Raw genomic sequence first — 13,508 nt, 5'->3', positions numbered from 1 at the left:
CAAAAATTAAATAAAAACAAACCAAATGGCATTTATAGACTATTACAAGATTCTAGACGTGGATAAAACAGCAACCGATGCCGAGATTAAAAAGGCCTATCGAAAACTGGCCCGTAAATACCATCCCGACTTAAATCCAAACGATAAGGAAGCCGAAAGAAAATTTAAGGAAATCAATGAAGCCAATGAAGTATTGAGTCATGCTGAAAATCGTAAAAAATACGATGAATATGGTGAAAACTGGCAACATGCTGAGCACTATGAAAAAGCAAAACAACACGGGCAATACTCAAGAGGTGGGCAACAAGATAGTTTTGGTGGTGGATATAGCGGTGGCGGTGATTTCTCCGATTTTTTTGAATCAATGTTTGGTGGGCGCACATCAGGGCGACAAAGAGGACGCAGTGCCCAATTTAAAGGACAAGATTTCACTACTGAATTGCATCTTGACCTAAAAGATGTTTATACCACCCACAAACGTACCTTAACAATTAACGGTAAAAATATTCGGATTACCATCCCTGCTGGTGTAGAAAATGGGCAACAAATAAAAATTAGCGGACTTGGTGGCGAAGGAGAAAATGGCGGACCAAAAGGAGATTTGTATATAACTTTTAGTGTTGAAAATCACAGCAATTTTAAATTAGACAAACACAACCTCTACTCCACTATCTTTTTAGATTTATATACAGCGATATTAGGCGGCGATATTACCGCAGACACTTTTGATGGAAAAGTAAAACTAACCGTAAAACCTGGAACCCAAAATGGAACAAAAGTAAAACTGAAAGGAAAAGGATTTCCTGTATATAAAAAGGAAGGTGAATTTGGAGACTTGTACCTAACCTATCAAATACAAATTCCCACTATTCTCTCTGAAAAAGAAAAAGAATTATTTACTGAACTTGCTGCACTAAGAAACTCATGAACATGAAAAATCTGATACCGATACCTGTATTATGCACTCACTATGAAGTAGAACTGTCTTTTTTTATAAACCTCAGTGAAATGGGTCTATTCGAAATAAAAACAATCGAAAGTAACCAATATATAGATTCAGATGCTATTTATGCAATAGAAAAAATGATTCGCATCCATCAGGAATTAGATATCAATATTGAGGGAATTGATGTTGTATTCAATTTGCTACAAAAGATTGATGTATTGCAAAATGAATTGACCGCTCTTAAAAACAAATTGCGACGGTACGAAAGTTAAATTATAAAAACTGTCCTCACTCCTATTAAAAATTATAATAATTCATTTAAAAAAATTGATGTTTTCTTGATAAGTAATTCCACTGATATAAATAGAAACTACCAAACTCACCCAACAAAAAAACAACAGAAATAAGCCCTATTATTAGACAAGTATTAGATAAAGTGCCTACTGAATAAATTCATAACTACTGCGCAAAAGCTGTATATAAAAAAGTCAAAGACACTAAAAATATAATTACTTTTCATATGAATTTGATATATCTGGAAATTCTCGGGTTTATTTTTGCCACAGCAGTAATAATTAGAACAGGCTCTCGGCTTTCTAAGTATGGAGATATAATGGCAGATATGATGGGCTGGGGGAAAATGTTTATAGGTATTATTTTACTAGCATCAGTAACATCTATGCCAGAATTGATGACCGGAATCAGTTCTGTAGTTTTTCTAGATGCTCCAGATCTCGCTGTTGGTGATATTGTAGGTAGTTGTGCTTTCAATATCCTTATAATTTCCTTAATGGACTTATTTTATGACCATAAAAAACCATTAACATCCGTTACACAAACAGGCCATATTATTGTGGCATCATTCGGAATTATATTAATGAGCTTGGTTTCCTTTGCTATTCTAATGCCCGATATTTTTGGAACTATCATTTGGATTGGAGAATTTATCCTATTATTTCTTATTTTATATTTTATCGCAATCCGAGTTATTTTTCTCTACCAAAAAAAAGAAAATAATTTTCGGGAGGAAAGAAAAAACACTTATTCGTTAACCTTAAAACAAGTGGTACTCCGTTATATTTTGAATGCTATCGTTTTGATGACTGCAGCTATGCTATTGCCTTACTTTGGAGAACATCTTGCAGAAGCTAGTGGTTTGGGACAAAGCTTCTTTGGTACTTTATTCATTGCCGCTTCCACTTCATTACCCGAAGTAGTCGTATCGATAGCTGCTATCCGGATGGGAACAATCGATCTGGCAATTGGTAATATTTTTGGAAGTAACATTTTTAATATTGCCATTCTTGCCCTTGACGATATACTGTACACGAAAGGTCCCATTTTTCAATATACCTTTCCCAATCATATAACACCTGTCCTAGGAACTATTATTATAACCGCTATAGGGATTATAGGCATCGTATTTAAGGAAGAAAAAAATGGAAACTTGCTATTGATAACGCTTTAATAGCATTAGTCTATGCACTTATGATGGGATTACTGTTTTACAAAAAATAAAAAACAATATAATGAACTGGCATTTACTTCCGTTATCCGAAATAATACAGTTGCTAAACACAACTCCATCCGGTATTGATTCCATAACGGCATCTGAACGCTTATGTGAATATGGGAAAAACCAAATTGAAGATATAAAGAAGAAGACAATACTACAAATGGTACTCTCTCAGTTATCTGATTTTATGATCATGATTCTGATTATAGCGGCAATTATATCAGGCATATTAGGTGATCTTACAGACACAATAATTATTCTTGCAATTATTATTATTAATGCTCTGGTGGGGTTTATCCAAGAATTTAGGGCCGAAAAAGCGATGGAAGCATTGAAAAAAATGGCAGCAAATCATACCCGTATTTTACGAGAAGGAAACATGATGGATATTCCAGCTCTTGATTTGGTTCCGGGTGATGTTGTAGTACTTGAGGCCGGCAACGTTATCCCAGCTGACATTCGATTTTTTGAAACACATCAAACAAAAGTAGACGAATCAGCACTTACCGGAGAATCTAACAATGTAGAAAAAAGCATTGAAGAACTTCCAGACGGGAACTTCGCACTTGGAGACCAGACGAATATGGGCTACAAAGGAACTTCGGTTACTAATGGGCGTGCCCTTGGATATGTAGTGGCAACAGGAATGCAAACTGAATTGGGACACATTGCAAAAATGATACAAACCGATGAAATCTCTACACCATTACAAAAAAGACTAGCCACTTTTGGCAAACGATTATCAGTCATTATACTCATTATATGTGCTATTATTTTCTGGATTGGATGGTTACGAGGCGAATCGATGATGACTATGTTAATAACGTCTATTTCACTTGCTGTTGCTGCCATTCCAGAGGCTTTACCCGCATTAGTTACTATTGCTTTGGCTTTTGGTGCTAAGAAATTAGCCAAAAACAATGTACTCATTCGGAAATTACCAGCCGTAGAAACATTGGGTTCTGTTACCTACATCTGTTCTGACAAAACAGGAACCCTTACGATGAATCAAATGACTGTACAGGAAATTTTTGAAACATCAGACACAAAATACAATACTGTTTTTGAACAAAAAAACAAGCTTCTTCATGCAATGGCTTTAAATCACGATGTCTCAAAAGATGAAAACGGAAAATGGCTAGGCGACTCTACCGAGGTAGCCTTAGTACAATATGCTTTCGATAAAAATTTAAACCGTACTGATTTAGAACTAATATTTCCTAGAATTGCTGAATTGCCTTTTGATTCCAAAAGAAAATGCATGACTACTCTACATCAAAACCAAAATATTGCTACTGAAATTATAGTAATTACAAAAGGAGCCGTAGATGAATTGTTTAAAAAACTGAATTCCGATCAACAATCAAATATTCCCGAATTTGAACAAAAAGTAAATGAAATGGCGCAGAAAGGCTATCGGGTTTTAGGATATGCCATGAAAACACTCTCCTCATTACCGGAAAACTTAGATTCGGAAACAATTGAAACAGAACTCACACTTATTGGGTTTGTAGGCATGATTGACCCACCACGAGAAGAAGCGAGACAAGCCGTCAGAGAGTGCAAGGAAGCAGGTATTATTCCAGTAATGATTACGGGCGATCATAAATTCACTGCAAAAGCAATTGCCGAAAAACTGGGAATCATTTCTTCTAACGAGGATCTTGTGCTGACAGGTAACGAATTATCTGAAATAACACAAACCGAATTCATAAAAATCGTAGAGAAAGTACGGGTATATGCCCGTGTCAATCCCGAACAGAAACTTCGAATCATTAATGCCTTACAATCCAAAAATCATTTTGTAGCCATGACCGGTGATGGTGTCAATGATGCTCCAGCACTTAAAAATGCGGACATTGGAATTGCAATGGGAATCAACGGAACCGAAGTCTCCAAAGAAGCTTCTCACATGATTTTATTGGATGATAACTTTGCTACCATTATTGTTGCAGTTAAACACGGCAGAAAAATATTTGATAATATTCTGAAATTCATCAAGTACATAATGACTGGAAACTCGGGCGAAATCTGGGCCATTTTTTTAGCACCGTTCTTTGGGTTACCTATTCCATTATTAGCTATTCACATTCTTTGGATCAATTTAGTGACCGATGGTTTGCCCGGATTGGCATTAGCCTCAGAGCCAGCTGAAGCAAATATTATGAAACGAAATCCCCGAAATCCAACTAAAAATATTTTCTCAAATAGTATGGCTCTGCATATTTTATGGGTTGGTTTTTTGATGGGTTGCGTTACTATAGGAATGCAGGCTTATGCTATACATTTGGCAAACACACATTGGCAAACGATGGCTTTTACTGTACTTTGCTTTAGTCAATTAGGACATGTAATGGTCATTCGTTCTGGGCATAAATCGATATTCAAAATTGGATTTTTTTCTAACAAACCTATGGTCGGTGCACTGTTGATAACCATTGCACTTCAATTTATGATTATTTATATGCCTTTCTTTAATGAAATTTTCAAAACACAACCACTTACTTTACATGAAATGGGACTCACCTTGGCTGTATCAAGCATAGTTTTTTGGACTGTAGAAATAGAAAAATGGGTAAAAAACAGCAACAATCAACCTTAATTAGTTATTTTCTTTAATTCAATCCCTATTTCATATTGATATAGGACTTTTTGAAAATAATTTGTTCCCTTTTTATTTTTTTTCATTTCATCTAAATTTCATTTTTGAATTACACCTCAAAAAGCCAAAATAGAAATTATAATTTTAAAAAAACTTATTTCTCTAAATCTATTTTACTAAAAAAAAATAATCGAACAGCATCTTTAAATACTGATAATCAGACAAATAATTGTATATTTGAGTAGCTATTTTTCTATTAAAAAGTAATTCGTGTACTAATGAATACTATTTATAAAATAATCGAATTGTTTAAAAGTTTTTTACTTGAAGTTGGTGAGCTCTCGTACTTTGCTGGTCGTTTTTTCAAAGAAGCTTTTAAGCACCCTTCGGAATTCAAAGAGTTCCTTAGGCAATGCTTTTATATGGGAAATAGGTCTTTATTACTTGTTTCCGTAACAGGATTTATTATTGGTTTGGTTTTCACTTTACAATCCCGTCCCACATTACAGGAATTTGGAGCAGTTTCTTGGATGCCCTCAATGGTGAGTATTTCCCTCATTAGAGAAATTGGACCTATCATAACCGCTCTAATCTGTGCAGGCCGTATTGGTTCTGGAATTGGTGCTGAATTAGGGTCTATGAGAGTTACAGAACAAATTGATGCCATGGAAGTTTCTGGCACAAATCCTTTCAAGTATTTAGTAGTAACCCGCATATTAGCTACTACTTTTATGTTACCAATTCTTGTTTTTTTTGGAGATACTATTGCCATTTTTGGCTCTTTTCTGGTAGAAAATATTAAGGGAAATGTTTCCTTTTTATTGTATTACAATCAAGTTTTTGACGCTTTAGAATTTGGGGATTTAATCCCTGCAACCATTAAAACGTTCTTTTTTGGGTTTGCCATCGGCCTGGTGGGCTGTTTTAAAGGGTATTACTGTAAAAAAGGAACTGCAGGTGTAGGTTTAGCAGCTAATTCTGCAGTGGTTTTTACTTCAATGTTATTGTTTATTATTGACTTTGTTGCTGTTTTTATCACGGATATTTTTTACGATTTATAACTGATTATGAATACACTTCTACCAAATAAAAAAACCATTATAGAAATCAAAGACTTAAAGAAAAGCTATGGTAACAATCATGTTTTGGATGGTTTTAATATGGTTTTGAATGAAGGAGAAAATCTAGTTATTATGGGAAAATCAGGTTCTGGAAAATCTGTTATGATAAAATGCCTCATTGGATTAGAAGAACATGACAGCGGAACTATAGTAATAATGGGCAAAGATATCAGTAAACTTGACCGAGAGGAATTAGATGATCTACGCACAGAAGTAGGTTTTCTTTTTCAAGGTAGCGCACTCTACGACTCAATGACCGTCAGAGAAAATTTAGAATTTCCGCTACGCCGTCACAAAAAAAAATTTGGTAATATAAAAGACACCACGCCACTCGTTATGGAAGCTTTAGAAAATGTTGGGCTCGCTCATACTATAAATCTAATGCCAGAAGAACTTTCGGGTGGAATGAAACGCAGGATTGCTTTGGCAAGAACTTTAATTCTACAACCAAAAATAATACTGTATGATGAGCCAACTACGGGTTTAGATCCTATCACCGCGAAGGAAATTTTACTCTTAATGAAATCCATCCAAAAAAAATACAATACTTCGGCAATCATAATAACACACGACGTAGATTGCGCCAGAGTGATTTCGAACCGAATGATTTTACTGGTTGGTGGTATAAATTATATCGAAGGAACTTTTGAGGAATTATCCACCTCAACTGATCCTCAAGTACAAGCTTTCTTTAAATAAGATTATCTATGGAAAAAACGACTTCACAAAAACTGCGTCTCGGACTTTTTGTTATCATCGGATTAACGCTATTTGTACTGGCAGTGTACTTCATTGGCGATAAGCAAAAAATGTTTGGAAAAACCAATCATCTTAAAGCGGTTTTTAATAACGTAAGTGGCTTACAATTAGGAAATAACGTACGATACTCTGGTATCAATGTAGGTACGGTACGCGCGATAGATATGGTTAACGACTCTGTCATTCAAGTTAATATGCTCATTGACAACACCATCTTTCCTCACATTAGAAAAAATGCTATTGCCACCATAGGCTCTGATGGCTTGGTGGGTAACATGATTATAAATATTATTCCCGGCAAAGGAATAGAAGCCCCAGTACAACCTGGAGATGAAATTCAATCTCTAAGCCGCATTCGTACAGATGATATGCTGAATACTCTTGGTGTGACCAATAAAAATGCAGCACTTCTTACAGCTGATTTACTTAAAATTACACAGGAAATAAATCAAGGAAAAGGGACAGTAGGAGTATTAATTAAGGATTCTACTTTAGCTAATGATTTCAAAAAAACAATGCATTATTTAAAAATTACCGGAAAAGAAACCTCAGAGTCTGTGACAAAATTAAACCGACTTATTTCTTCATTAGAAAATAAAAACAATGTGATAGGCTTTTTGAAAGATACAGCTGTTGCCAATAATATGAAAGCAGTTGTACGCAATTTAGACCAATCTAGTAGCGAAATAAATAAGGTAGTAAGTAACCTCAACTTGACAATTGCAAATATTAAAGATGGAAAAGGAGCTATCAACTACTTATCTAATAACCCAAAATTAGTTCAAAAAATAGACTCTACGATGACTAACATTAACCAAGCGAGTTCCCGTTTAAATCAAAACATGGAAGCCTTGAAACACAATTTTCTATTTCGTGGATATTTTAAAAAACAGGAAAAAGCAAAACTGAAAGAGCAGAAAAAAGAAGAAGAGCAGAAATAGATTTTAATTTGATTTTTTTAACGATATAAAAGGCGATTGAATCATGGTTGCAATAGAAAAATTAGGAATAATTCTAAGTCCAACTGAAAACCCTTTTGAAAATGACGGCGTGTTTAATCCTGGCATTTATCAAGAAGGAAATACAATTCACGTTTTATACCGAGCAGTAGAACATGGCAATTATTCAACCATAGGCTATGCTAAGTTAGATGGACCAACTAAGCTTCTAGAACGCAACAAACAGCCATTAATTATACGTGATTTTGAATATGAAAAACACGGCGTAGAAGATTCCCGTATTGTAAAAATTGAAGATACCTATTACATAACCTATACAGCTTATGATGGTGTCAATGCAATGGGAGCCCTTGCTACTTCAAGAGATTTAATTCATTTTGAAAAACACGGAATTATTACTCCGCATGTAAATTACAATGAATATGAAAGTTATGTAAATTATTGTGATCATCATAAACTCAATCCAAAATACCATCAATACTATAATCTTTTTGCACAAATAGGATTAGTTTCAGATGAATTCAGATTACTCAGAGATAAGGATGTAGTTCTATTTCCAAGGAAAATAAATGGGAAATTTGTCATGTTACACCGTATTTGGCCAGGAATTCAAATAGTAGAATTTGAGCACTGGAAGGATTTAACCGAAGCATTTTGGAGAGCATACATTATTAATTTAGTTGATTACATTGTACTAGACCCAAAAGACATTTTTGAAGTTAATTATATAGGAGCCGGTGGTCCACCTATTGAAACAGAATATGGATGGTTGCTAATATATCATGGTGTACAAGAAACAACTAAAGGAAAAACATACCATGCTAAAGCCGCTTTATTACAATTAGATAATCCTAAAATTGAGCTTTCAAGACTACCCTTTCCCCTATTTTCTCCTACTAAAAAATGGGAAATGGAAGGTAAAGTCAGTAATGTTGTTTTCCCAACTGGACATGCGTTATTTGGGAATGATCTTTACATTTATTATGGTGTAGGAGACAAACATATTGCTGTGGCAAAATTAGACATCAATGAATTGCTTCTCGAATTGAGAAAACAACCTTAAAAATAAATTGCTATGAAATTCGAGACAGGAATAAAAATGCTAATTGTAAGCTCCTATCCGCCAAGAGAATGTGGAATAGCAACTTTTACTAATGATATTGTCAATGCATTGGATGTAGTCTTTGGAGATACGCTTCCTGTAGAAGTATGTGCATTGCAAAATAAAGATCAAGATTTTCAATATCCTGAAGAAGTAAGCTATGTCCTACCTGTTGACTCTCTAATCGATTATAGATTAGTTGCCGAAAAAATAAATGAACGTAACGATATTGGGTTAGTGTGTATCCAACATGAATTTGGCCTATTTAGAGGAGAATATGGAGATCACATCCTATCTTTTATATTAGCACTCAACAAACCCATAGTAACCGTTTTTCATACCGTTCTGCCTACTCCGAATGAGAAAAGAAAAAAAGTGGTTTACGCAATCACTGATTTATCAGACAAAATCGTGGTGTTAACAAAAAACTCAAAAGAAGTCTTAGCTGAATATTACAACTGTCAACCCTCGAAAATTATGGTTATTCCTCATGGCAATCACACCGTACTTTGGGAACAAAAAAAAATACTGAAAGATAGTTACGGATTCAAGGATAAGATTGTTTTATCAACCTTTGGGTTAATAAGTGAAAATAAAGGAATAGAAACCGTATTGCGTGCATTACCGCAAATTGTGGTGCATCATCCCGAAATCATTTATTTAATTATAGGAAAAACACACCCAGAAATTTTAAACAGAGAGGGAGAGAAATACCGCCATTCACTTCAGTGCATTGTAAAAGAACTCGATTTAGATAACAATGTAATTTTCATTAATGAGTATCTTAAATTACAACAGCTACTCGAATTTTTAACCTTATCTGAAATTTATTTATTCAGTTCCAAAGATCCAAATCAAACTGTGAGTGGGACTTTTGCCTATGCCATGAGTAGCGGTTGTGCCGTCATTTCAACTCCAATACCACATGCTATTGAGTCATTAGTAAACGGAAATGGAATGCTGCTTAAAAGTTTTGACAATCCAGAAGAATTTCAAAAATCGATATGCTATCTAATTGAAAATAAAGAACAAAGAACAATCATGGGAAGAAATGCTTTTTCGATGGCTCGTGCTACAAATTGGGAAAATATAGCCATACAGTATCGTCTTTTATTTGATCAATTAACAAGTCGAGAAGATGAATTAAGATTTAATTTCCCACCAATAAAATTAGATCATATCAAAAAAATGACAACAGATTTTGGAATTCTACAGTTTTCAAAATTTAGCCAGCCAGATCCTGAATCGGGGTATACATTAGACGATAATGCCAGAGCACTAATCAATATGGTTATGTATAACAAAGCTTTTCCTAATAAAGAAAATTTAAAACTAGCCAATATCTATTTAAGTTTTATTGAAGGCATACAACAACACGATGGCTGGTTTGATAATTATAAAGATTATAACAATCAACTTACCAAACAAAACGCTGAAGTAAATCTTGAAGATGCTAATGGTAGGGCTTTATGGAGCTTAGGAACCGTTATTTACCACAGACAAAACTTACCACTAGAAATGATTTGCCGTGCAGTAAAATGCTGGGACAAGGCGATTAAAAACATTACTAATATCAAATCTCCAAGAGCTATAGCATACACATTAAAAGGATTATACCTCTATTATGAAACATACAAAGACGAGGAAATAAAAAATCATATTGAGAAACTGGCCGATGAACTTCTGTACCATTATAACATCAATTCTGCTGAGGACTGGTGCTGGTATGAAGATTACATGACCTATGCTAATAATGTATTACCTGAAGCCATGATGTACAGTTATTTAGTCACAAAAAAATCAAAGTATAAAAAAATAGCGATTATCACTTTCGATTTTTTACTCTCTCATTATTTCATGAAGGGACAATTGAAAGTAATATCAAACCGAGGTTGGTTCAATAAACAAAATGAGAGAATATTCTATGGTGAACAACCTATTGAAGTGGCTACAACTATAATTGCTCTCGATTTGTTTTATCAAGTAACGCAAAATAAAAAATATAAGGACCAATTAAAGCTCGCTTTCATCTGGTTTTTAGGAAATAATCATCTAAAACAAATCATGTATAATCCTGAAAATGGAGCTTCTTATGATGGATTAGAAGACAAACACATCAATATCAATCAGGGAGCTGAATCAACCTTATGCTTTTTTAAAGCGCGCTTAATCATGGAAAAATATGCTGAAAAACCATCCATTCAATTAAAAATATCCAAAACAAAGTCCTTAAATACTTAAATACCACTAAAAATCTGCCTTACAGCAGATTTTTTTTTATATTGTTTTCAAGGCTTCAATCAGTAAATCAATATCGTCTTTTGTATTATAATGACTAAATGAAATGCGCAAACTTGGTTTTTTCAAATCTTCTTCAGAAAGCATTTCGGCTAAAACATGTGAAGGTTTTATACTTCCTGATTGACAAGCACTTCCGCGTGAAACTGCAATTCCCTTCATGTCTAAATGAAATAAAAGCATCGACGTTTTTGCTGGTGGAAAAGGCAATAAAACATTCAAAACAGTATAAAATCCATTTGGAGTTCCATTGATTTTAAAATCTGGAAATTCAGTTTTTAATTGGGAAATCAAATAGTTTTTCAACTCGATAATATGATTTTGTTCTGTTTCTAAATTGGTATAACACAACTCCAATGCTTTTGCCATACCAGCGATTTGATGCAACGCTTCTGTTCCTGCTCGCAATCCTTTTTCTTGTTCGCCACCAAAAAATAACGGTTGTAAGCCTGAATTTTTTCGAATAAAAGCAAAACCCACACCTTTAGGTCCGTGAAATTTGTGGGCACTTGCTACAATAAAATCAACAGGAATTGTTTGTAAGTCAATCGTTGCCTTTCCAATGGATTGTACTGTATCCGAATGAAATAAGACATTATGTTCTTGACAAATACGACCTATTCGTTCTAAATCTAAAATAGTTCCTGTTTCATTATTTACATGCATCAAGCTGACTAATGTTTTCTTTTCCTGCGACAATAACTCTACTAAATGTGTAATATCTATTTCCCCATTTGGTTTCACATTCACATAATCAATTTGAATATTGTACTCCTTTTCTAAGACTAGAGCCGTATACAAAACCGCATGATGCTCTATTTTACTGGTAATAATTCGTTTTACTTGTAAATCTTCAACCGCAGAACGAAGAATCCAATTGTTAGCTTCTGTACCACAAGATGTAAAAATAATCTCTTGTGCAGTTGCATTTAGGTTCTTTGCTATCGATTTTCTGGAAAGCTCCAAAATGTTTTTGGCGGAACGACCTAAACTATGCGTCGAAGATGGATTTCCATACTCTTCCGTCATAACTTTGGTCATTTCTTGAATAACTTCAGCACGAATAGCGGTTGTAGAAGCGTTATCGAGATATACTTTTTTCATTTTTTGGAAAATTATAAAATTATTTTAAAACCTCTATTTCTATTGGAATACTTTTCGGTTTTCTAGGAAATAGCAGCTTCTCATTAAAAACAACAATTGAAATCAGGATCAGAAAATAGGAGAATAGCTGAAGTGTACTCACTTGTTCATGGTAATAAAATAATGCCAATAGAAAACCAATAATTGGATTTATATATATCATAATCCCAACTGCAGATGAATTAATTCCTTTTAATGCGTACAAGTTTAAAAAAAGCGGAATAATCGTAAAAAAAACTACAATTACCAGTAAACAATTATAAAATAAAGATTCTGTGGGTAAATCACCACTATAACTAGGATAAAAAGGAAGCAGAATTAATGCTGTAAATACTAATTGCATGGTCAGAACAAGAAATTTATCCAACTCAATATTCTTTCTTTGGCTCACTAAATACATAGCATACGTCGCCGCTGTAATGAGGCTATAAAAAATATCTTGAAAATGGTTGAATGACAACAAAACACAGCTAAAAGCACTTATAGATACAGCAAACCATTGCCACTTACTCAGTTTCTCTTTTAATATAAAAAAAGCTAATATAGTTGTTAGAATCGGGCAGATCATGTAGGCTAATGAAGCCGCTTTTACACTAACATGATTCATAACATATATAAAAACAAACCAGTTTGAGGATAGAAATACGCCTCCACCAAGTGTCAATACAACAACACTTTTTTTTTGTTTTGCGGTCAATGCTTTGAAATGATTCCAATTTTGTAGCATTACATTGCGTCTAAAAACAAGATTAATTACTGCCATAAGCGCAACACTAAAAAAAACACGGTAAAATAAAATATCTAATGAAGGGTAATTGTGTAACGGTTTTAAGGCTAGACTAAAAAACCCCCAGATAAAAAAGGCAGAGAAAGCAGCTAAATAATATTTGTTTGGCTTCATTTTAGTGAAAAATTTGTGTAAAGATAATCATTTCTACTCGCTTTGAATTCATACAATAATAGCAAAACATTAAAGTGCTCACTATCATATTGCTCTCATTTTTTGAAATTTAAAAACCCAATATCCTGTTAAATAATCTATTTTTAAAAGGGAATGCAATT

At 33.9% G+C, this 13,508-nt stretch carries 11 protein-coding genes; 9 read left to right on the top strand and 2 right to left on the bottom strand.

The annotated features are described in order from the left end of the window. Positions 1 to 25 precede the first annotated feature (25 nt). The 9 genes from V5J73_RS05145 to V5J73_RS05105 all read left to right on the top strand — a co-directional run bounded on the left by V5J73_RS05145 (position 26) and on the right by V5J73_RS05105 (position 11,246). Positions 26 to 928 (top strand): J domain-containing protein, encoded by a 903-nt coding sequence (locus V5J73_RS05145; RefSeq protein WP_338648078.1) that lies wholly within the window; start codon positions 26 to 28, stop codon positions 926 to 928. 2 nt (positions 929 to 930) lie between these two features. After that, positions 931 to 1,218, top strand: coding sequence for a chaperone modulator CbpM (locus V5J73_RS05140; protein ID WP_338648077.1), 288 nt, complete (start codon positions 931 to 933; stop codon positions 1,216 to 1,218). Between the two features lie 248 nt (positions 1,219 to 1,466). Continuing rightward, complete coding sequence (locus V5J73_RS05135) at positions 1,467 to 2,414, top strand: sodium:calcium antiporter (RefSeq protein WP_338648075.1); 948 nt, start codon at positions 1,467 to 1,469, stop codon at positions 2,412 to 2,414. 61 nt (positions 2,415 to 2,475) lie between these two features. Further along, positions 2,476 to 5,064, top strand: coding sequence for a cation-translocating P-type ATPase (locus tag V5J73_RS05130; protein WP_338648073.1), 2,589 nt, complete (start codon positions 2,476 to 2,478; stop codon positions 5,062 to 5,064). A gap of 278 nt (positions 5,065 to 5,342) precedes the next feature. Next, positions 5,343 to 6,125, top strand: coding sequence for an MlaE family ABC transporter permease (locus V5J73_RS05125; protein ID WP_338648071.1), 783 nt, complete (start codon positions 5,343 to 5,345; stop codon positions 6,123 to 6,125). A gap of 6 nt (positions 6,126 to 6,131) precedes the next feature. After that, complete coding sequence (locus tag V5J73_RS05120; RefSeq protein ID WP_338648070.1) at positions 6,132 to 6,884, top strand: ABC transporter ATP-binding protein; 753 nt, start codon at positions 6,132 to 6,134, stop codon at positions 6,882 to 6,884. Between the two features lie 8 nt (positions 6,885 to 6,892). Next, positions 6,893 to 7,885 carry an MlaD family protein gene (locus tag V5J73_RS05115; protein ID WP_338648069.1) on the top strand — a complete coding sequence of 331 codons (993 nt, stop codon included), beginning with the start codon at positions 6,893 to 6,895 and terminating at the stop codon, positions 7,883 to 7,885. A gap of 43 nt (positions 7,886 to 7,928) precedes the next feature. After that, the gene (locus V5J73_RS05110) at positions 7,929 to 8,966 is read left to right on the top strand and encodes a glycoside hydrolase family 130 protein (protein ID WP_338648068.1); all 1,038 of its coding nucleotides are present in this window, start codon (positions 7,929 to 7,931) and stop codon (positions 8,964 to 8,966) included. A gap of 12 nt (positions 8,967 to 8,978) precedes the next feature. Then, the gene (locus V5J73_RS05105) at positions 8,979 to 11,246 is read left to right on the top strand and encodes a glycosyltransferase (protein WP_338648066.1); all 2,268 of its coding nucleotides are present in this window, start codon (positions 8,979 to 8,981) and stop codon (positions 11,244 to 11,246) included. Positions 11,247 to 11,282: 36 nt separating this feature from the next. Here V5J73_RS05105 and V5J73_RS05100 read toward each other — a convergent pair whose 3' ends face one another. Both V5J73_RS05100 and V5J73_RS05095 read right to left on the bottom strand, forming a co-directional pair. Next, positions 11,283 to 12,407 (bottom strand): cysteine desulfurase family protein, encoded by a 1,125-nt coding sequence (locus tag V5J73_RS05100; protein WP_338648065.1) that lies wholly within the window; start codon positions 12,405 to 12,407, stop codon positions 11,283 to 11,285. A gap of 19 nt (positions 12,408 to 12,426) precedes the next feature. After that, positions 12,427 to 13,347 carry an EamA family transporter gene (locus V5J73_RS05095; RefSeq protein ID WP_338648064.1) on the bottom strand — a complete coding sequence of 307 codons (921 nt, stop codon included), beginning with the start codon at positions 13,345 to 13,347 and terminating at the stop codon, positions 12,427 to 12,429. Positions 13,348 to 13,508: the final 161 nt, after the last annotated feature.

The sequence above is a fragment of the Flavobacterium sp. KS-LB2 genome (assembly GCF_036895565.1).
GTDB lineage: Bacteria > Bacteroidota > Bacteroidia > Flavobacteriales > Flavobacteriaceae > Flavobacterium.
Note: the sequence above shows the minus strand (reverse complement) of the source record. Positions and strands in the feature narration are given on the sequence as shown.